Raw genomic sequence first — 22,162 nt, forward strand, 5'->3', positions numbered from 1 at the left:
CCCGGTTGCCCTTACAGTTTCACGCATTGCCATGACAGTTCGCCCGAGCCATGACAGTTTTGTCGATTGCCCTTACAGTTTCACGCATTGCCATGACAGTTCACAAGTTACCCTATCTCATTTCACATACTCACTAAACAACACTTCATCCAAAGACGGATTTTGCTTCAACAATTGCCCAACGGATTCATTAACAAGCAGCCCTCCATCTTGTAGAAATACTAATCTATCGGCCAATTGTTCCACAATCGGCAACATATGAGTTGTAAATAAAATCGTTTGCCCAACTCGTTTTTGTTCGATGATGATTTCCTTCAAACGGTGAACCCAATAAGGATCGAGACCATTTGTTGGCTCGTCCAGAAACAATACAGGCGCTTCTGACAATAGGCTTTGCGCAAAAGAAAGCCGTTGCTGCATTCCTTTCGAATACGTCTTGATCCGTTTACCTGCATGTTCCACAAGTCCTGTTAACTCCAATACTTCTTCCACACGACCCCGAGCAATTTTCTGTAACTCCGCTGAAAAGTCTAACGCTTCCCGTCCTGTCACAAGCGGATGGAAGGTTAAATCGTCTGGCATATAGGCGAACTGATCCCGATACGATATAGAATTACGCTTTGCTTCCACGCCGTTCAACGATATATGGCCTTCATCTGGCGTATGGATGCCAGTCAACATTTTTAGAATCGTACTTTTCCCTGCACCATTGCCGCCACATAATGCCAAGCATTCACCTTTCTTCGCAGTAAAGGAAACCGATTCAATAATCGGTCGCTTAGAAAATGTCTTTTTTATATTTTCAACACGTATCATATGCGCCGCCCCCCTCTCAAAATCCAATGGGCAATACCTAGAGGACAGAGTATCCATACTAGCGCTGTGACACCAAACATCGTTGCTCCTACCCAACTGCTTGCCCAAATGGTAAAATCATAGATAGATGGACCGAACACCGTCCCACTTCCTAAAAATAAAATGGTGAAAACTCGAATCAGTTCTACAGGATTCAAGAAAACAGATATCGTTAACAATAAAAGAACGCTTTTTGCCGAGATAACCATCGAAAGGGCCATAACGATAAATTCATAAAGTAACACAAAGAATGCCCAAAATAGCAACCCCATACCGAGTGCCTGCAATCGGCCGGATACAAAAAAGCCGATACTAAGTGCAATTGATAAAAATAATAAAATAAGCAAAGCGGAAATAAGAAAGAATAGAATCGTTATCGACCATTGAACTGTTCCGAAAAACAGTAGAATAATTGTCGACGTCCCATAACCAATAAATAACACAGTCAACAGCGAAAGCCCAATCCCGATATATTTACCAAAAATAATGGCTCTTTCGGTTATAGGATATGTCATATACAATACAAGTTGTCCATCCTCTTTTTCTCCTGCGATTAACATACCCCCAACTAATAGTGTCAATAACGGCATTAAAAATAGTGAGAGATTAAGAAGCGATGCTGTTTGACGTGTGAAGCCATCGAATCCATCCACCACAGGCTGTCCACCGAAAAAAAGTAAAATAACGGATAATAACGTAAACAGAACAGCCATGAGAATGAGCCAGCGACTGCGAAGGGCAAGTTTAAATTCTTGTTTAGCGATTGTCCAACTGGTCAATGTTTAGAACTCCCTTTTTCGCCAAGATGTTCAACGACTTCATCGAATGTCAGCTTAGAACCTTCACCATTATCCGTAGAAAACAATTCCGCAGATGCATCATCTTTAAACGAAATGACACCATACATCATCGGTGTCCAATAATCATCGTTTAATAAATAAGATGCTTTTTGCGCTTCAATCCATTCCCCTGTATTCGCATCACGAACAAACAATGCACCAGTTTCTTTCGTTGCACCACCCATAAAATCTACCATACAGCCGATATCATCAAACTTCTCGACAGACCCGTCCTTCATAATCACTTCTGTCGCATAATTCACTGCAGTAATACTCATATTGCATACATCACACACATCGATATCCGTATTGATGTCTACCGGTTCAAAAGCGGCATTTTTCCCACATCCACTTAAGATGGATACAGCCAAAATTGCTACAAGCCATTTTCTATACAACTATAAAACCCCCTTATTTTACAATCGGAAAACGATCGATATTGACCGCATCTTTTAAGTTAGAAAACATTTTTTCGACAGATTGCCAAATCGTCATAGCCGGACTTTCAAAATAGAACTGTAAGTGCGGATGACTTTGCAATAAATCACTCGTACTTGACGAGGCTTCGTACGGTACTTCCCCGATGCCATTCCCTGTTAAATCATACGAACGGTAATCATCCCAATAATTACCCAGCAATCCGTCATCCAATGCAATCGGATTACCAGCTAATTTCGCTTGAATAATATTACCTGCCATGTCATTTCCGCTAAAGACGACTTGCTTGTTCAAGCCTTTTGAAGCAAGTCCTATGTAATTTCCCGCTACTACATTGTTCTTCACAATGACATTTTCTGAAGACTGGATTTCCAATCCCGTATGGTTATATAACAATTGATTGCCTTCAAAATCTACATTTTTCATCTCATATATCAACACACCAAATCCACGATAATTCAAATTTCTTTCGAATAGGTTGTCCACAATCCGAATATCTTCAGAGTTCATCGCCATAATGCCATTCATATTATTTGTAAACTGGTTATCCTGTGCGATTGCTTCACGCGAGAACATGAAATGGAGTGCATACCGTGAATCCGTTACACGGTTGTTTTGAATAATCGTATCTGTTGCATCGTCCAAGTAAACGCCGTCTTGAACATGATTCATTTTGTTATTTTCTATCACATTATTTTTAGTAGCCAACAAATGAACTGCATTACCCCGTTTCGCGAAATGTTCATCGTAACTAGAAAATGTATTATCCCGAATCGTATGTTGGCGCCCACCACGAACGAAAATACCATTCTGAACCTGTTCCAGTGTATTGGACTCAATCGTCACGCGCTCCACCTTTTTCAAGATGATACCCGCATGCTGCTTCCCAAGACCAGATTGATTGATCTTAACAGAACGAATTGTGACATCATTCGCTTCAACCGTGATGACATCCCCTTTTCGATCACCTTCAATAACCGTCCCTTCCTCCCCCTGCAACGTCAACGGTTTATCAATACGAATCGGCCCGTTATACGTCTTATTCTCCAAATTAATTATGTCACCTGCGCTCGCCCCGTCAATAAGTGGCTGAAGTGGCGTTGCTTCTTCCGCGAAAACCGGTTCTTGAAATGAAAAACAAAATGCCATAACTAAGAACAGGAATACCCACATTTTAGATCACATCCTTATCAATTTTTATACCACAAAAGTATGTGGGAGTTGTGAAGTCCATTTGTATAGGGAACAACTCCCTCCCTCAACTTCATCCGCGATCCAATTTATATAGCTGACGATAACGTTCATTCGATTCCATAAGTTCATCGTGAGTACCTTGCATCGCGATTTCACCTTCATCCATGAAGATAACATGATCCATACTTTCAATCCCCGTCAAATGATGCGTAATCCAAATGACCGTCTTATCTTTGAGCGTTTCCAACATCGTGTCAACGAGTGCGTACTCCGTTTCCGGATCAAGTCCAACTGTCGGTTCATCCAGAATCACGCAGGGTGTATCTTTCAATAGAATCCGCGCCAATGCAATTCGTTGCCTCTCCCCTCCCGAAAAACGTTGCCCCGTTTCTTCCATTTGCGTTCGCAACTTATCTGGTAGAGAGTGAATATACGCATCTAAACGTACTTGGGCAACAACCTGTTCAATTTCCTCGGTTGTCGCATCGCGCTTTCCAAGTCGAATATTATTTTCAACAGTTGTCGCAAATAAATACGGCTTCTGATTCAACACACTCATCATGTCGTAAATAGTCTCCCCGTATTCAGCTGACTGATGCCCATTAACGGATATTTGCCCATCTGTCGGAGCAAGCGCACCTAACAATAGTTGGATTAATGTCGACTTCCCTGAACCACTTTTCCCAAGTATAGCTATTTTTTGACCCTGTGGAATCAATAAAGAAAAGTTCTCTACCGCATACCGTTGTTGACCTTCATACCGATAGCTGACATTCGATATTTCAATGTTTGCATGCTTCTCAGAGAACGTACTTCCATCAGTCACTTCAATTGCTCCGCCAAATTTGTGGATCCTATCTACCCTACGCAATGACTCTTCGTAAGCTGGAATACGTTCGATGGCATGTGAAAGTGGAATAAGTCCTTCGATAATCGGCATAGTCACTAAGGTGAATGCCGCAATATAGATAGGAAGAATTTCGCCTTGTGCTGCTTGGAAACCTGCCCAGACGCCGACAATAATAACAAGTAATCCAGAAAAAACCTGCAACTGCAAGGTCCGAGACTGATGCCAGTAGCTCAGCTTCTTCTCCGCTTCATGACTTGCATGGCTGTCTTTCATAAAGGTATCGACAAACTGCTCTTTCCGACCGCTGATGATCCAATCGCTAATGCCGAAAATTGCATCCGTCAATGTTTCATAAAGTCGGCTATGCAAAACTTTCGACTCCAGTTGCCTTTTCTTCAATATGTACAATGACAACAACGGATAAACAACTACGATGACCGCTAAACAAAAAGCCATGACCAGCGCGAATACCCAGTCAAAGATGGCAAGTGATAATGTCGCAAAGACAAATAAGAACAAGCCAATCAAGGTCGGGAAAATCGTCCGAATATAAACATCTTGTAAATGCTCAATATCATCTGCTAACGTACCTAAGAGGTCACCAGTTGTAAAACGTGAATTTATGAAAAGCGCCTGCGGTTCTAATGCTCGATACAATTTAACGCGCATTTCCGATAGTATTTTCAGCACGGCATTATGACCCAACAGTCGTTCTAAATAACGTAGCACAGCACGGGAAATCCCGAATGTGCGGACAGCAACAATCGGCACATAAACCAATAAAATTGTCTCCGGTCTTTCAGAGGCTCTCGATATCAAATATCCTGACGTAAATGTCAACATCGCCGCGGATAATACAGACAAAGTACCCAAAAATATCGTCGCAACAATCAATTTCTTATACTTCTTCACATATGGCATCACATAGGACTGAAAGGTATTCATATCTTCATCCCCCTCCTATGTGCCTCAATTAGACAGGCATATGCCCCACCCGCATGAAGTAACTCGTCATGCGTACCTGTTTCCACAATTCGCCCATCTTCAAGAACAATGATAGAGTCCATGTTTTCCATCCAGTGCAAGCGATGCGTTGCAAAGAAAACCAGCTTATCTTCCAAAATCGGTAACAGCATTTCTTTCATACCGTGTTCTGTTTCGATGTCAAGATGTGCAGTCGGTTCATCAAACAAAAGAATCGACCGGTTTTGTAATAGGGAACGAGCAACTGCAATGCGTTGCTCTTCTCCCCCACTTAAACTGCGACCCCCTTGTCCAATCTTCTCATTGAAACCATTTGGAAACGTTTCAATTAGCGCCATTAACCCGACTTGCTTTGCCACATGCTCCACTTCTTCGTCAGATGCCTCAGGTTCATAAAATCGAATATTCCCCGCAACCGTGTCCGAAAAAACCGTCGGATACTGCGGAATATACATCATCTGGTTTTGCCAATCCGGAAATCCAAATCCCTCGATATTGACGCCATCTAGTGTCATTTCTCCCGCGGTCGGCGCTGTAAAACCAGAAAGCATATCAATCAATGTGGACTTACCTGCTCCTGAACGGCCAACGATACCAATCTTCTGGAATCCCTTCACTTTGAAGTTCAGCTGCTTCAAAATCAATTGTCCTTCATCAACTTGCTTAGTCAACCCATTTACCGTCAGACGGCTAGTGTCACTCCACTGTGAAGTAGATGTTACTTCATTGTCTATTCCGCTTGTTTTTTCATCTAAAATACCACGAATTTGCTCGCTTGCCTCTTTACCATCCATTGTCGCATGAAAATCGTTACCTAGATCACGCACAGGCATGAAGTATTCAGGTGCAAGAATCAAGATTGTTAAAGCGGGCTCAAGGAATACCGTCCCATTGATGAGCCGCAGTCCAAGTTCAACCGCGACAACTGCAATGGAAAGACTCGAGAAGAAATCCAGCGAAAATGAGGACATGAACGCATAGCGTAGTGATCGATTCGTTGCAATCCGGTATTTGTCACTCACTGTAGCGATTGCCTGTTCATGGGCTTTGCTTCGCCCTAAATATTTCAACGTTACAAGGCCGCGTAACGAATCAACAAAATGACGTGATAACAACCGATACGTATCCATTTGAGCATCAATTTTATTCTGTGATACCAGCCCAATCAGTATGAGGAATATGATTAAAATCGGCATGACTACAAGTAACGTAACCCCTGACATTATATCCATCGTAAAGACGTAAACGAGCAAGACAGCAGGGATAATTGCCATTGATAATACCCGTGGAATGAATAGCTCCAAGTACTTTTTGAACTTCGGAATCCCTTCCAATGCAAGCGTCACTAAATTTCCCGAACCATGTTTTCCAATTAGATGTGGCCCAATTTCAAAAACCTTCTCCACTAACATCCGTTGATAATGAAGGGCGGTCTGTTCCGCAAATCGATACGCAATCCGCTCTTTCCCCCATTGACATAGATGACGCACGATATGCGCAATGGCAAAAACCGCAAACGATTCTAGGGCTATAGTCCAAACCACCCCATGAAACAGTTGCGTAATCGCCTTTGCCAAATAGATGGCTTGAAAAACAATGGCGATCGATTGAGCTACTGTTAGTAGCCCAACCCACGCCATCACTTGTTTACTTCCCTTATACTGAAGTAGTTTTTTATCCATTAGTATTCCAAATGCTCCTTGTCGCCTGTCAACCGTTTACGGAACACATAATAACTCCAGATTGTATAAGCCAATACAATCGGAACCATCGTGAACGCTACAATTGTCATAATGCGAAGTGAATATTCTCCAGATGCCGCCTCGTAAATTGACATATTGAATGCCGGATCCAACGAACTAATCATGACATTCGGGAACAACGCGATGAAAAATGATGACATGACAATTACTAAAATGAGGCCAGTCATTGTAAAGCTAAGTCCTTCACGTTTCTTGCGTAGGAAGAAAAACAATGCGCCATACAGAACAATTGCAACCCCATAAAGTGGAATCAAAATCGCTCCCCGTTCTACAAATGCATTCGTATCATATGCTGTCATCGCAATAAACAAAACGATAACAATCCCCACTAAGCCATACACTTTTTGTGCAGCCTTATGTGCACGTTCACGAATTTCACCAGTCGTTTTCAACGTAATAAATAGCAATCCATGTAAATAAGCTAGTGCAACAAATGTTATTCCACCAATCACTGTATAAGCATTCACTATATCGAAGAAGCCTGCATGCATGTTCATATCCGCATCAATCGGAACTCCTCTAATCATGCTCGTAAACAGAACGCCAAAGAGGAAGGGAGGCAAAATACTGCCGATGAAAATCATCCAATCCCATGTTTTTACCCACTTTTGCGAATCCATTTTTCCTCTGAACTCAAATGATACTCCGCGGGCAATCAGTGCGAGTAGCAAAACAACGAACGGGATATAATAACCGCTAAATACAGTCGCATACCAATGTGGAAAAGCAGCAAACATTGCTCCACCTGCCGTAATAAGCCATACTTCATTGGCGTCCCAAACTGGACCAATCGTATTGATAAGTACGCGTTTCTCCGTATCGTTTTTCGCAAGAAATTTCGTACTCATCCCAACACCAAAGTCAAAACCCTCCAGAAAAATGAACCCAACAAACAGCACAGCAATTAGTAGAAACCAAATTTCACTTAACTGCATGGTCAATTCCCCCTGTTTCGAAAGGATCTTTTGCAGCAACATCCGCTTTCGGTTTTTCATGTGGTCCTTGTTGAATTACTTTAATGAACAAGATGACCATGACAATGCCTAGAATCGTGTAGATTGTCGAGAATGAAATGAGCGAGAACAGCATTTGACCTGCTGACACATTCGGTGAAATTCCATCTGCTGTTTTCATTAATCCATTGACAACCCATGGCTGACGTCCAATTTCCGACATGATCCAACCGAACGAGTTCCCGATGAACGGTAGGAAAATCGCTGGGACAAGGATTCTTAGGAACCATACACTTGTTGTGATTTTTTTACGGAACGACAGCAACAAGCCCAATGCACCAAGTGCCAACAAGATACCACCTGTCACCGCCATGATTCGGAAGCTCCAAAAAGTAGTCTTAACGGGAGGGATATAACTGCCTTCCCCGTGCTTCTCAATCATTTGTGCTTCTAATGTATTCATACCTTCTACTTTTCCAGAAAACTCACTAAATGATAAGTAACTAAGTAGATACGGAATCTCGATTCTTCCTGTACTTTCACGATTTTCTACATCAATTTTCGCTACCACTGTCCAGGCAGCAGGATCTCCACTATCTTCCCAAAGTCCTTCCGCCGCAGCCATTTTCATCGGTTGCGCATGCATTAGGTATTGTGCTTGGGAGTGTCCAGAAAACGCAAGGCCTAGACCCGCTAACATACCAATCACCAAGGAAATATTGATTGAACGTTTAAAGAATTCAATATCCCTCTTCTTCAATAAATTCCATGCACTAACACCTATAATGAAAAATGCACCCGTTGCAAAACTTCCAAAAACAGTATGTGGGAATGCAACCCACAGTTTTTCATTGGTTAATAAGGCAACAATATCGTTCATCTCCGCCCGTCCGTTTTGCAACGTATAACCGACCGGATTTTGCATGAAAGAGTTTGCTGCTAAAATCCAGAATGCCGATAGGATTGTTCCAATTGAAACAAGCCAAATTGAAGTCAAATGTAACTTCTTGGAAACTTTATCCCAACCAAAAACCCATATACCGATAAATGTCGACTCAAGAAAAAATGCTAATAACGCCTCCACAGCTAATGGAGCCCCAAAAATATCTCCTACAAATCTGGAATATGTCGACCAGTTCATACCAAACTGGAATTCTTGAAAAATCCCTGTCACAACCCCGACAGCAAAGTTAATGAGGAAAAAGGTCCCCCAGAACTTCGTCATTTTTAAATAGATTTCATCTTTTTTCACAGCATACATCGTTTGCATGATTGCAATCAATAAAGCCAAACCAATTGATAATGGAACAAAAATAAAGTGAAACAACGTTGTTGATGCAAATTGAATTCTTGCCAACATGACTTCTTCCATCAATAGCTCTCCCTTCAAGAATCACTCTCCCTCTACTTTAACTGAATGAGAAAAATAGTTCGTGAACAATCTAAGAAGTTCCTGTTACAAAGTAAAGAACTTACGGTAGGATTCCATGTTCAATGTAGAAATGTTGTCACAGGAGGATATTTTTTTCGTTTTTCACTTAGCAATCCATTCTTTCTTAAGATCATCATGATTCCTCTACATCAAATTGTAACCAGCCAATCTATACAAAATATATAAAGAATTCATCTTTCCAAGGTAGGAAGTTATATACTCTTTCGACAAAATTAGTGCATTTCTTGTATATTTCGATGTTTTTATACTGTATAATAAATTAAGGCACTTGCTTTTTAGTACATCCAGTTTACTATATTTTTTCAAAATATATTATAAAGGATTATGGTAATTATGAGGTTATTATTGTTGTTAATATTGTTGTTCGTGCTAATTATCGGTTGTTTTCTCTTTATTCTCCAGTTTTTAAGTACGGCTTCCAAGAAGAAAAAGAAACAAAAAGAACTTTCGAATCGATTCCATAATGCACTTGGATTCAACCCTGGCGCGGATAAACAGAAATCAGAAAAATAATCATTGAAAAACACGCATTTCCTTTAAATAAAGGAAATGCGTGTTTTTCAGATCCAAGACAATTTTGGTCTAATTCTCTTTATGCATCCATTGTTCATACCAAAAAGTTATCTCTCGAAAGCATTGTCCTTCTTGGATTAATGATTAATTCCCAACACTGAAGTCATATGTCGATTAATAGAAAGTGAAACTTCAATCGTGGCGACTTTAGTCAGCCTGGCCGCTATTTATAGTATACATAACATAACCTATTACTCATCATATGAATATTGCAAATGAATTTAAGGTATACTTAACCCTATCAGGTTGAATCATTATAGTAGCCTTAGATACCCAAACTCAGTACTAGAGAAAAATGGAGTGTGAACCATGAATCGACTAACCCAACAACTAATCCAAAGTTTTTATGCGACGACTACTTTTACAAGGGGAAAGAGCTATTTTACTAACGGTAGGGTTCAAAGTTTAAATTATGATTATGAAAGAAACACTTGGAGCGCGAGAGTTATCGGAAGCGAAGTTTATAACACATGGGTTCGCATAAATGACCAAAAAATAGAGGATAGCTGCAATTGCGGAGCCTATGAAAACTCAGGAGATTGTAAGCATGTTTGTGCAACGCTGTTGGCGATTGTAGACGATCAAAAGACAACTGCAAAGATCTCCAACAACAAGGGGACAAAAAATGCTAGATATCAACAAGCAACAAAACTAATGGACTATTTCGGCAACAATTCTTACAAGGCACCTGGATTGACAGTAGATGCGGAGAGCTATTTAAAGGTCGAGTTTTTATTTAGAGCCCATTCAGATATGCATTATAATAATCGTAAAAAAGATGTTTTTGAAATCCAGATGAAAATAGGAGAACAGCGATTGTATATCGTGAAGGACATCAGAACTTTATTGGATAACATCTCCAATAAAACCGAGATGGAGTTTGGTAAGCATTTTACATATTCGCCGGACGATCATCTTTTCACACCAGAGGATTCGGATATCATTGACAAGCTAATCGAAGTTCATCGGACAGAGAGCTTATATAATACGAATGATTATTATTGGGCAAGTAACGCAAAAAAAGGGAAAGAATTATTAATTCCTTTATACGCTGCAGATGACTTACTCTTTAAATTACAACATCGAAATTGTAATTTTGAGCAGCAAAACTTCGTCTATGGACAGTTACAAATCACAGAGGAAGATCTGCCTTTCTCCTTTACGCTCGAAAACGGAAAATCAGGGGAATACCAACTTAAGATAAGTGGCAATACAGCTGGACAATACTTCGAAACCTATGGATGGTATGCACTTAGTGGGAAGTTGTATAAATTATCACCAGAACAACAACGAGCTCTACAACCATTCGTTCCATTGTTAAGCAGTACCGCAAGCCCAGTAATCCCGATAGCGGTGGAGCAGGTAGAGGCATTTGTTTCTCAGGCCATGCCTAAGATGAAACAAATTGGTAAGGTGGAAGTATCTAAAAAGGTTTCAACAATCATTATTAATCCAACATTGCGAGTGAAGATGTTCGTGGATGGCTCAGACGAGGGTATCGATGTGAAGGTCGAGTATCATTACGATTCGATTATCATTAACCCCGTCAACGACAGCGGTCGTTTAACGAGTGACGATCAAATGATACTTATTAGAGATGCAGAACAAGAATTGGATTTTATGCATGAGTTGGAAAGGTCCTCATTGAAAGTAAGAAATGACCAGTATTATTCGAATATAGAAGAAGATGTATTCGATTTTTTGTATAATCGGCTGTTCAAACTTGAGGATAAAGCGGAAATATTTTTAGCACCTGCCATTAAGTCATTGATTCTCCCATCTGCTGCAAAGGCTACGGTTTCAGTCAATATCCAATCCAACGGAAATTTACTGGATGTCGATTTTACGATAGATGGTATTGATCAACAAAAAGTTGCACATATCCTTCAATCAATCATAGAAAAGAAAAAATATGTACGATTACCGAATGGCGCCTTTTTGTCATTGATGGATGAACAATTGCAAGACGTTGCTGATTTATATGAGGAATTAAATAATAAATCCGTAGAAATGATCGACGGAAAGATGAAAATGCCGCTCTATCGAGGCTTACAAATTGAAGAACGACTAACCAAATTAGATAAGCAAACAAGAAAGTTCGGAAAAACCTTTCGACAATTCTTTAATTCTATTAAATCGCCCGAAGAAGAAGACTTTCAAATTCCAACTACTCTTCAAGCTAATCTAAGAGATTATCAGTTAACCGGTTTTAAGTGGCTAAAGTCATTGGCACAGTATCAGCTTGGTGGCATTTTAGCAGACGATATGGGGTTAGGAAAGACCGTACAATGCATCGCGTACATCCTATCCGAGATGGAAGACAAACCGAGTAAGCCTTTCCTCGTTGTTGCTCCTGCATCGCTCGTTTACAATTGGAAAAATGAGTTTAGTAAATTTGCGCCCGATTTACATGTGGAAATTGCTACCGGGACCGTTCAGGAAAGAAAATCTATTCTGGAACAGGAAAAATCACCGGATGTTTACATCACGTCATATCATACGTTACGTCAGGATTTGGAATGGTATAGCAAACAAGAATTCCATTCGCTCATATTAGATGAGGCACAATCCATAAAAAACTATGCTTCTAAAATTTCTCAAGCGGTAAGGTCCATCACAGCATCTAAGCGGTTCGCGTTATCTGGAACTCCGATTGAGAACTCGTTAGACGAATTATGGGCTATTTTCCAAGCAATCATGCCAGGATTCTTACATGATCAGAAAACTTTCCGGAGCTTAAAACCTAAAACGATTGCTCGCCTTGTTAAACCTTTCATCTTGAGAAGGCTGAAGAAAGATGTCTTAAAGGAATTACCCGATAAAATTGAAACAGTTCATTATTCAGAGCTGCAAACCGAGCAAAAAGAGCTTTACCTCGGTTACTTGGATAAAATCCGAATGGAAACAAAAGAGTCACTTGCTACGGAAGGAATAGGAAAAGGGAGAATAAAAATTCTTGCCGGCCTTACTAGACTTCGACAACTTTGCTGTCATCCTTCCTTATTCATTGATAATTATGAGGGGAAATCCGGAAAGTTAGAGGAACTTCTTGAAATTATTGAAAATGGACAAGAAAACGGACGCAAGATGCTAATTTTCTCTCAGTTTTCGAGCATGCTAAAAATCATACAAGAAACCCTTGTCCAATCAGGGCAAAGCTGTTTTTATTTGGATGGAAAAACGCCTGCCAAAGAACGGGTTAAACTTGTAGATGACTTTAATGAAGGAACAGAATCTATTTTCTTGATTTCATTAAAAGCAGGTGGAACTGGACTAAATTTAACAGGGGCAGATACGGTAATTCTCTACGACTTATGGTGGAATCCAGCCATCGAAGAACAAGCAATCGGACGCGCTCATCGAATGGGACAAAAAAACGTTGTTCAGGTTGTTAAATTGATTGCCCAGGGAACGATTGAAGAAAAAATAAACGAGCTACAACAAAGTAAAAAAGAATTAATCGACCAAGTCATCCAAACAGGTGAAACAATGCTCTCCTCATTATCCGAATCGGATATCCGTGAAATATTGTCAATTTAATTCCGCATTAACGGGCAGTAAGACCCCCACTGATTATTAACTTTATGGGGCGGGTATGGTACCATCCTTACCAAACCCACAAGAAAGAACCATTCCAAAGTTAATGAGGAATGGTTTTTTCTTTTAGTAAACCCTTATGAAAATGTAACGATTATCATCATAAGAAACAATATAGCTACATAATTGACGGAATATAAAAAGATGACATTAGCCCACTTCAGATCATTTTTTGTGAAAAACCCACCGATTGAAACAACAAGAAATCCAACATTAAGCACGGTCGCAATCACCATAAATGTAACACCAAGCGATGACAAGTACAAAGGCCACGGGAGTAAACACGCAACATAAACTACAATTTGTCGTTTCGTCATTTTAAAGCCATAGACCGCAGGAAGCATCGCCACATTTGCAGCTTTATACTCCTCATTTTTCTTCATCGCAATCGCAAAAGTATGCGGCATTTGCCAGATGAATAAAATAATGAACAGCACAATCGGAACGATATGAAAAGTCGGTGCTATAGCCGCCCATCCAATTAAAGGCGTCACCGCACCGGAAACACTACCTACAACAGTATTCAATGTATATTTACGTTTTGACCACATTGTGTACAGGATGACATAGGCAAACCACCCGATGAAGCCGTATATTGCCGCTTCCATCGTCGTGAAAAGTAACAGGATTTGACCGATTGCTGAAAGTACAATCCCCAATACTAATACTGTTTTCAGTGAAATATTCCCTGTCACAGTCGGCCGTTTTTGCGTCCTTGCCATCACCGTATCGATATCCACATCGTACCAGTTATTAAGCACAAGTGCCCCCGCCATCAGGGTAGTACTTCCTATAATCGTTAGTAAAAATACATCAAAATGAGCCATAAACGACGCATCAGTGAAATGAACTGCCAACCAAAAACCTGTCAAAACAGGTAGCACATTTGCAATCAAAACAACCCCTTTAAACAGGGATTGTAAATCAGCCAAAACAGCGGAAAAGGTTCGCTCCTTCCCCGAAGATAACAGAATATCTTTATTCATCTATTGTCCACTCCTTAAAAACATTAAAAAATCCAACCGTAATCATACTACACTACTTCTAATATAGCACTATCCCCTACCCGAAATATACCTTTCCGACTGTAATCACCTGAAATCATCTAACAATGTTCACCATTTAGAAACAAAAAAGCAACCACTTCAATTTCAAGTGATTACTTTTGTTCAACTATCATTTTTTAGATGTTGGTCAACTATTATACAAAGATGTACCGATTTATTACGCGGTTTCTCTTTCATAGTCACTAATTTCCCGCACAAGCTCTTCAAGGTCACCAGACTGTGTACGTAATTTCGACGCCATATCTGTCAATGCTTCTACACTCGTAAACTGCAACTCTGCTGACGAAGCAATTTCTCGACTGTTATTCAAGCTTTCACCAGATACAGAACTCATTTGTTCCATAGAAGCACTCATTTTAGCCCCATCGTTTGCCAGCGATGCAGAAACATTTAATATGTTTTTCATTTCTCCTATTACTTCTTCCATTGAGATTGTAATCACATCAAAAATGTCCCGGGAAGAACGCATAGAGACTGTACCGTTTTCTACTTCCTTCACACATACTTCCATCTCATTAAAGATCACTTCTGATTCCTTTTCTATCGAAGCAACTAGCTTCCTAATGCTATCTGCAGACTCTTCTGATTCACTCGCCAATTTACGTACTTCCCCAGCTACAACCGCAAACCCTTTTCCTGCATCACCTGCACGAGCCGCTTCAATAGAAGCATTCAATGCAAGCAAATTCGTTTGATCGGAAATCGCACTAATATCGGCTACAAATCGGCTGATTTCAATCACAATCGCGTGAAAACCCATAACGAGTGATTCCAGATTATCCACACTGTTTTTCACTGTTAAAAATTGCTTTTCTGCAGTTGCAATCAAATCCGTACCCTGCTGAACATTTTCCGCTGTACGTGCTGCACTATTATTTACTGTTTGCGCTCCTTCATTCAACTCTTCAGCAATAGCTAACAGATTTTCTACATATTGAACATTCTTCTCAACGGAGTCCTGTAAATTTTCTGCACCTTTATATAAATTCATAGACGCCCCAGAGATATTGATACTTACCTGCTCTGTCTTTACCGCGCCATTATCGACCTCAGAGGAGACAGCTAAGATTGAAGACGAAGTTTTCCGAAGCTGATTGACGACACTTTTATACTGCTGAATTGCTTCTCGTCGAATAATTTTAGACTTATTTTCGGCACGCTTCGTATGTAAAATTAAAACGCCGTTAGCAAGCGCACTTAAAATTAAATATACAGCATGAATCATCAATAACGTAAATCGATAATCCGATGTTCCACACAATAATTCGGGAAAGAATAAATAACCTGCAAAATGCTGCACAGCAAAAATAACTGTACTTATAGCGATTAGCTTTATCGATTGGAAATATGAAATTAGCGCAAGCATCATAAAAATAGAGAAATGATACTCAACAAGTCCATTTCCTGACGCAATCATGCCAATAGATGTGAACGTAAACGTTAAGGTTAAAAGAAGAGACAGCGATTCAGATTCAGCATTTTTTTTATATACGATAAATGACATAACCAACAAAGTAACAGGTATGAGTAGCAATACATACAAAAGAATCGACTTACCGGGAGATAAAATACTAACTCCTTGTAAAAAAGCATAATCAGACAAAACGCCGAACCAATGATGAGCTATGTAAATAGTCCCCATCAAAAACACCATAATCGCACTGATTACTAGAATAAGTTTATTCCCTTTAAAATTAATCATATTCCCTAATAATCTCCATTCATATTATAATCCGACCATACTAGTTTACCCTTTTTTGTTTAAAATGTAAAAATAGTTGTCTTCAAAGCAAAGGATACCAATGAAAAACAGTTTTGAACTGTTTTGTACTGGTATCCTTAATACATGTTGCTAATGATTATAACGCTTAGGGTCTGAATAATTGCCTTCAATTGGAGTGGAATCATTACTCGAAATCCTTCTTTTACGCTTTTTATTTTTCCCTCATTAACGGGCAGGCCAACTAAGATCACCACGTCCTGTGCGTCACCACCTCTGATTTGAATTTCACTTAAGGTGGAAATCTTCTGTGAAAGTTCTAGAATAAGTTAGGGCCACGTTAGAACCTATCCTATAAAAACTTCGATTCACGTTCATTAAGGTTGTACTTATTTGAAATATTCAATATTACCCTCCATATTTAAAACTTTGTATAGATCCGCATTTTTACATTTTAAACGACTTTATTTCATTAAATAGAAACAGACTACTTAGAATAATGTACCCTGAACATATCATTTACAAAAGACTTTATTGTCATTATACAACAATCACGGCAAGTATTTTTAAAATCACAGATTGACTTGCTTGCGGCAGTGTATATGCAAAGCCCAAAGATGGATAGAATGGATATCCAATTAGCGGCAAACACAATCATGTTAAAACGTGTTGCAGATGTCATCGAATATTGAATAAGTGGAGGTGACCAGAAATGACTAACACCCCTGGCGTTGTTATGAAATCACGTTTCGTTATGCCCAACTGTAATACTTTTAAACGCCTTTACTTCCCAACATCATGAATTGTGGTTCTCAGATTAAATAATAGTATTAAAATAACCTCTAGATAAAAGTATATATGCATGTGAAAAAACCTATTCAGATCCGGACGCAACCTGTGGGATCCAACGCCCTAAAGTCAATCAGAACAAGTTTTTTATCGGGTACCGTAAACACTCCATCGTATGCCCAAGTACGAAGGGACCCGTTGTGTTGTTTTCAATCATTTTGCCTACTAACACAGCGGATGTCAAAGTAATGTTGCCACTAATCGAAATGATTCAGAAGATAGATGGATTAAAGGTTGAATACTTGGCTACTGATTTAGGATATTTCGATACGAATGATCAACGCGAGTCACTGATGACACATGATGTGGCAGTCGTAACCGAAATCAAAAAGAATGCGGTTATTCCTCAACACTGTGATTCCAACGGAAAGCTGGAATGTAAAAAAGGCCATCCACTCGTTTTTGTTGGAATTGACAAAGATACCTCCGAGGTCTGATTCCACGGTGACAGTGACTTATGCTCAGCCTGCCACAAGGAAGTGAGTTGCAAAAGTATCTGCTGAAATTCTGAAAGCAGGTAGAACTTGCTTTTGCCCAAAAATCCAATCAGCTTACATCCGTAATGAAACATAAGAAGGTTCCCGTTCGTCGAACGGAGTACGTCAAGAAACTTTTCATTATGAGTGTTCTGTTCCGGTTAATTGAGCATATGATTAAACTTGTAAGACTGACCGTTCTGCCCAAATATCATCTGGCTAATATCAAACAACTACAACACGAACAAGAGGAACAACTCTCTCTTACATTGGCTAGCTAGTGAGCCATTAATCATTTGTTTTTTAAAAAAGATTGATAGAACAAAGGGATAAGTCTGTCTAAGTTTAGGGGTTACAGTTGAAATTTTTATTCCTTGAGGTTGATCCTTTATCGGTTTACCTTATATTCGCAATTATAGGAATTATGGCGATTGGATTTAACGAGGTGTTTTCAATAAAAGCATACTTTTTGAACACGCTCTTATAGCTACAAAAACCTTTACAAGTAAGGGGTTTTATCGCCTTATTGCATCATGCAACCCCTTACATAATAAGCTATTACAGATTGCCATGTATTGCAACAAACAATGACAAAACAAGGTTTTCTATCTTTATTCGCTTTTTATTTTATACCAAATTATATAAGAATCTACAATTTCCCCAGTCAAAATGCAGTCAACTTCCAAAGTTATTTTTAAAAAACAGAAAAATATTTAGGTTCATTAAAAAATAATTATGAATTAAGATTGTTATGTTACGGCTTACTAATCCATTCCAAGCTGAATCATATCTCTTGCGACATCTCTTACACTTAGATTCAGTGCGTGAAAAATTTTATTGTAGGTGCCGTTTGATAAATTATCGAACCCACTTTCGACTTTCGTTCGGTTCAATTGCCAGTGTAAGCAGCAAATAGGGACCTATAAATAGTAGCGAAAGACCCAGCGCTTATTACATTGATTCATTTATGGGATATTTACTTCATAAAAGCTCTTATACATTTCTTCCAGATTCTTTTTACTTTTATTTACTGATTTAATTTGTACTCCATTCTTTATCAAGCATTCAAGGTATTTCTCTACATCATATGTTGGATCTGTAAGTATACGATTCTCTATAACTTGGAATGGTAAATGACTATCCGTCATCAGTTGTTCTACTGTTTTTTCAAAGGAACCTGAAACTTCGATTTGATATGGATCATTCACATCGAGTAGCATTTCGTTTTTGAACAACTCTCCGTCTTTAATGAACCAGATGGTATTCGTTAAATCCTCCAGTATGTCCAAATTATGTGTCGATATGAGGATGCCAATCCCCTGGGTATGCAATGTTCGAATCAATTGTTTCAATTCGATGATGCTCGTTGGATCTAATCCATTAAAAGGTTCATCCATTAAGATGACGAGCGGTTTTGTCAGTATACTTAAAGCGATTAATAGATGTTGTCTCATACCGTATGAGTAGGATTTAACGGGTTGGTTGACATACGTTCGAATACCGATTAAATCGATGACTTCATCAATTCTACTTTTTTCTATATTATAAATGTTACCTACAAAAGCTAAATGATCGTATCCTGTTAGTTGTGTATATAAGTAGTTATCACTAGGTAAAAAAGATACGTATTTAAAAAATTCAGGGTTCCTATTTGAAATGTCTTTGATAGTGACAGAGCCACTTTCAACATTCTCTAATGCCAGTATAGAACGCATTAAAGTAGATTTCCCTGCTCCATTTGGTCCGACCAGTCCGATTACATCCCCCTCATTGATGACAAATGAAATAGCCTGTAATACACTCTTATTCCCATAATTCTTGTTAAGATGATTGACTTTTAATACTGACATGATTACACCCTCTTCCTTCCTGATAGTAATCCCATGCAGAACAGTAGGAATCCACTGACTAGCAGACTAATACATCCATTGATGAAGTTCACTTTAGATGAGTCTGCTACAATCGACTTCCAACCGTCTACAATATTCCAAGTATCAAAGTAAACAAATGGATTCAAATACATTCCATTTATTGAAGTATATTGGTTTGCTAAAAAATAGCCTGCAAATGTGATTATTAATGTAATGATAATTGTTGCATAATGATTTTTTAACCATCTGCCAATCAAGCTGAATAAGCTATTCAAGAAGAAGATTTGAGCCATGATGAGCACGCCACTTTTCAAAATAAGCGCTAGCAAACTTTCAAAGTAGAAATAGGCATTATCCACAGCTGAGTAGAAGAGGTCATCTTTATATTTTTCAACAGCGTAAACCAAGATTGGATATTGGGATTCACCAAGACCGCCAATGAGTAAACTGAGAAGGAATACAATGCTTCCACTGATTAGGAGTAAACCAGAAGCAATCATTCCATTGTACACCCATTTACTTACATAAATTAAACTGGAAGAGATTGGTTTTGTTGTCAGAAAGTTCATCGACAGATTTGGCCGCTGTTCCTCGGAAATACTCGTCCATAACAGAAGAATGAAAACCCCAAGTACGAACAACATCATATTCCAATCCAAATATTTATAAACGGAGAACAAGCCGCTATTTCCGTATTTTGTATGTCGTTCTTGACTCGCTTTTAACAATTTGTAATGCTCATTATCAAATGCAGTACTTGGGTCATCAAAATTAGAAATCCAGGAATGCCCAATTGTCCATGGTGTTATATCTTTCTCATCTAAAATCCGCTGTTGCTCTTTTGAAGCTATACCGGTTACAGGCCATTGTGAAGGATCTATATCTTTATATGAATCTAATGTATTCATGGTTTCCCGAAACTTTTCAGGAAAATGTGGTGAACCGATCTCTTTCTTTAACCCCTCTAACACGTTATAGCCATGTTCCATGTCTTCAACTATAACAGTATAAGGATTCTCTTTAGGAATAAACTCTGTCATTTCCTCATCTGACTCTTCTTGACTAGTAGACAGCCTTTCCATATCTTCCTCATCTTCAAGCACTTTCCAATGCGATTGTCGTTCAACGTAGATATTTTGCAGGTCTTCAATTAATTTCAAAGACGTCTCAGGGAGATTTTGATATTGTTGATTCACAAAAATAGAGGTACCGCCAATAATGCCAAATAACAAGATGAGCGTGAAAAGCACATGACCTTTGCGCTTCTTCTTTACATGCTCAAATTGAAGGAGCTTCCACTTATTTTTTGGGTGATACTGTTTTTTAGTTGAAAGAAAGGAAGTAGGCTTAAATACTGATCCTTGTGAGTTGAATACCGGATAGGAAGCCACTAAACAAATAATGAGTACGATGAACATCCATAACAGATAGATCATAAAACGATGAGTAGGTAATAAATGTGTTTCATATGAGACAATTAAATGGATCGGATTTACCATGTAAAATCCGAATTGCGTTGAAATAACATAGCCAATCACGAGTGGTAGAGCAATCATTGCTAAAAGAGCGCCTAGAGAAATGCGCTGTTTGAATAAGCAAATTGCCAGCACCAGTAGCAATGAAACAAAAATACCCCAACCAATTGGAAGGAAGAGTAACCATTTCCATACGGGCACCATCATCGTTTCCGAACCAACGGCGATTTCAATTGGATAATGGATTGTATTGATGTTCCCGGTCACCAATGTAGGCAACAATGATAAGAAGCTTGCTATGAATATGTACAGAGGTACGATAAGTAAAAATGGAGTCAAATAGCCATAATAGATTGCCGTATTCGATAGGGAGTTCACTTTAAAGAAATCAAATGTCCGATTCTCTGCATCGGATAAATATTTATAACTAAAAATGAGTAAAAAAAGAAAAGCTGTAATCGGGCTAAATAATAATTGAAACAATTGCTTAGTAAACAACGCCGTGTTAAAAGGCGTTTGTTGTTCTGTAAAAGATAAGTTATGCTCCGCTAGCATTTCCGCTTTTCGTTGTTCAATAGTTAATAAATTCATATTATTATAGGGAATAGAGACAGAACCCACATACGCTTTATATTCTTTTGTATATTTTATATTTTCTAATGAAATGTCTAAATTCCCCTGATCCAACTTACTTGAAATCTCGTATAAATATTTTTCCTGAGATAGCAGACTATCTAACGATTGTTGTTGCTCTTCAGTTAGACCAATATGTCTCTGCTTTTTCAATGCTCTACTAATTAAAAAATTTACAGTTTCTTGTCGATTATCGAAAGTGCCCTGTAACTCTTTTCGAGTTGTCTCAGATTGAGTGCTATTAATCACCAGTAGTGATACGATGAGAAGAATCATAGCGAATGGTACCAATAATATGTATTTGCTTTTCACAATCCCCTTTACAACAAAATCAATAACTTCCTTCATCTGTTTCCCCCCACACTCTTAGTATATTTCTACGACCTCACTTTTTCGTAATTTCCATCATCCGGCCTTCTTTTGACTACGTTTCATTTTTCACCATACGAAAATCCCCTTATAAGTAGTGCTACCTACCACGTCTGTTGATTAACCAAATATAGGTAAACCTCTTTCGCTGAATTCCCTCAAACGACATAGGAAATCGACAACCTCACTTAGCCATTCCACGG

15 protein-coding genes are annotated in these 22,162 nt (G+C 38.9%); 3 read left to right on the forward strand and 12 right to left on the reverse strand.

Annotation, left to right across the window (positions count from 1 at the left end):
- Positions 1–117 precede the first annotated feature (117 nt).
- From H4683_RS14755 to H4683_RS14790, 8 genes are all read right to left on the reverse strand, one after another.
- The gene (locus H4683_RS14755; protein ID WP_192599590.1) at positions 118–816 is read right to left on the reverse strand and encodes an ABC transporter ATP-binding protein; all 699 of its coding nucleotides are present in this window, start codon (positions 814–816) and stop codon (positions 118–120) included.
- Positions 813–1,634 carry an ABC transporter permease gene (locus tag H4683_RS14760; RefSeq protein WP_192599591.1) on the reverse strand — a complete coding sequence of 274 codons (822 nt, stop codon included), beginning with the start codon at positions 1,632–1,634 and terminating at the stop codon, positions 813–815. The genes H4683_RS14755 and H4683_RS14760 overlap by 4 nt, the downstream gene beginning before the upstream one ends.
- Positions 1,631–2,092, reverse strand: a complete 462-nt coding sequence (locus H4683_RS14765; RefSeq protein ID WP_192599592.1) for a nitrous oxide reductase accessory protein NosL — start codon at positions 2,090–2,092, stop codon at positions 1,631–1,633. The genes H4683_RS14760 and H4683_RS14765 overlap by 4 nt, the downstream gene beginning before the upstream one ends.
- 13 nt (positions 2,093–2,105) lie before the next feature.
- On the reverse strand, positions 2,106–3,305 hold the full coding sequence (locus H4683_RS14770; RefSeq protein WP_192599593.1) for a right-handed parallel beta-helix repeat-containing protein: 1,200 nt from the start codon (positions 3,303–3,305) through the stop codon (positions 2,106–2,108).
- 91 nt (positions 3,306–3,396) lie between these two features.
- Positions 3,397–5,121 (reverse strand): thiol reductant ABC exporter subunit CydC, encoded by a 1,725-nt coding sequence (gene cydC, locus H4683_RS14775; RefSeq protein WP_192599594.1) that lies wholly within the window; start codon positions 5,119–5,121, stop codon positions 3,397–3,399.
- A complete protein-coding gene (gene cydD, locus H4683_RS14780) occupies positions 5,118–6,842 on the reverse strand; it encodes a thiol reductant ABC exporter subunit CydD (RefSeq protein ID WP_192599595.1) in 1,725 nt (574 codons plus the stop codon). The genes cydC and cydD overlap by 4 nt, the downstream gene beginning before the upstream one ends.
- On the reverse strand, positions 6,842–7,858 hold the full coding sequence (gene cydB, locus H4683_RS14785) for a cytochrome d ubiquinol oxidase subunit II (protein WP_192599596.1): 1,017 nt from the start codon (positions 7,856–7,858) through the stop codon (positions 6,842–6,844). The genes cydD and cydB overlap by 1 nt, the downstream gene beginning before the upstream one ends.
- On the reverse strand, positions 7,845–9,248 hold the full coding sequence (locus tag H4683_RS14790; protein ID WP_192599610.1) for a cytochrome ubiquinol oxidase subunit I: 1,404 nt from the start codon (positions 9,246–9,248) through the stop codon (positions 7,845–7,847). The genes cydB and H4683_RS14790 overlap by 14 nt, the downstream gene beginning before the upstream one ends.
- A gap of 414 nt (positions 9,249–9,662) precedes the next feature.
- On the opposite strand from H4683_RS14790, the gene H4683_RS14795 reads away from it, so the two are divergent.
- Positions 9,663–9,842 (forward strand): hypothetical protein, encoded by a 180-nt coding sequence (locus tag H4683_RS14795; protein ID WP_192599597.1) that lies wholly within the window; start codon positions 9,663–9,665, stop codon positions 9,840–9,842.
- 369 nt (positions 9,843–10,211) lie between these two features.
- Positions 10,212–13,442 (forward strand): DEAD/DEAH box helicase, encoded by a 3,231-nt coding sequence (locus tag H4683_RS14800; protein ID WP_192599598.1) that lies wholly within the window; start codon positions 10,212–10,214, stop codon positions 13,440–13,442.
- A gap of 134 nt (positions 13,443–13,576) precedes the next feature.
- On the opposite strand, the gene cyoE is transcribed toward H4683_RS14800, so the two are convergent.
- Both cyoE and H4683_RS14810 read right to left on the reverse strand, forming a co-directional pair.
- Entirely contained in the window at positions 13,577–14,485 is a 909-nt protein-coding gene (cyoE, locus tag H4683_RS14805; protein ID WP_192599599.1) for a heme o synthase, read from the reverse strand.
- A 238-nt stretch (positions 14,486–14,723) separates the two neighbouring features.
- On the reverse strand, positions 14,724–16,268 hold the full coding sequence (locus H4683_RS14810) for a methyl-accepting chemotaxis protein (protein WP_192599600.1): 1,545 nt from the start codon (positions 16,266–16,268) through the stop codon (positions 14,724–14,726).
- A 920-nt stretch (positions 16,269–17,188) separates the two neighbouring features.
- Between H4683_RS14810 and H4683_RS14815 the strand changes: the two genes are divergently transcribed.
- A complete protein-coding gene (locus tag H4683_RS14815) occupies positions 17,189–17,572 on the forward strand; it encodes a transposase (RefSeq protein WP_338062479.1) in 384 nt (127 codons plus the stop codon).
- Between the two features lie 1,004 nt (positions 17,573–18,576).
- Here the strand turns inward: H4683_RS14815 and H4683_RS14820 are convergent.
- Positions 18,577–19,461 (reverse strand): ABC transporter ATP-binding protein, encoded by an 885-nt coding sequence (locus H4683_RS14820; RefSeq protein WP_192599601.1) that lies wholly within the window; start codon positions 19,459–19,461, stop codon positions 18,577–18,579.
- A 2-nt stretch (positions 19,462–19,463) separates the two neighbouring features.
- Complete coding sequence (locus tag H4683_RS14825; protein ID WP_192599602.1) at positions 19,464–21,938, reverse strand: hypothetical protein; 2,475 nt, start codon at positions 21,936–21,938, stop codon at positions 19,464–19,466.
- Positions 21,939–22,162: the final 224 nt, after the last annotated feature.

Origin of the sequence: Sporosarcina limicola (assembly GCF_014873855.1) — a bacterium.
Lineage (GTDB): Bacteria > Bacillota > Bacilli > Bacillales_A > Planococcaceae > Sporosarcina > Sporosarcina limicola.

Coding starts and splice junctions, on each gene's coding strand:
- H4683_RS14755 (WP_192599590.1), bottom strand. CDS start 816: ATGATACGTGTTGAAAATATAAAAAAGACATTTTCTAAGCGACCGATT.
- H4683_RS14770 (WP_192599593.1), bottom strand. CDS start 3,305: ATGTGGGTATTCCTGTTCTTAGTTATGGCATTTTGTTTTTCATTTCAA.
- cydC (WP_192599594.1), bottom strand. CDS start 5,121: ATGAATACCTTTCAGTCCTATGTGATGCCATATGTGAAGAAGTATAAG.
- cydD (WP_192599595.1), bottom strand. CDS start 6,842: ATGGATAAAAAACTACTTCAGTATAAGGGAAGTAAACAAGTGATGGCG.
- cydB (WP_192599596.1), bottom strand. CDS start 7,858: ATGCAGTTAAGTGAAATTTGGTTTCTACTAATTGCTGTGCTGTTTGTT.
- H4683_RS14790 (WP_192599610.1), bottom strand. CDS start 9,248: ATGGAAGAAGTCATGTTGGCAAGAATTCAATTTGCATCAACAACGTTG.
- H4683_RS14795 (WP_192599597.1), top strand. CDS start 9,663: ATGAGGTTATTATTGTTGTTAATATTGTTGTTCGTGCTAATTATCGGT.
- H4683_RS14800 (WP_192599598.1), top strand. CDS start 10,212: ATGAATCGACTAACCCAACAACTAATCCAAAGTTTTTATGCGACGACT.
- cyoE (WP_192599599.1), bottom strand. CDS start 14,485: ATGAATAAAGATATTCTGTTATCTTCGGGGAAGGAGCGAACCTTTTCC.
- H4683_RS14810 (WP_192599600.1), bottom strand. CDS start 16,268: ATGATTAATTTTAAAGGGAATAAACTTATTCTAGTAATCAGTGCGATT.
- H4683_RS14820 (WP_192599601.1), bottom strand. CDS start 19,461: ATGTCAGTATTAAAAGTCAATCATCTTAACAAGAATTATGGGAATAAG.
- H4683_RS14825 (WP_192599602.1), bottom strand. CDS start 21,938: ATGAAGGAAGTTATTGATTTTGTTGTAAAGGGGATTGTGAAAAGCAAA.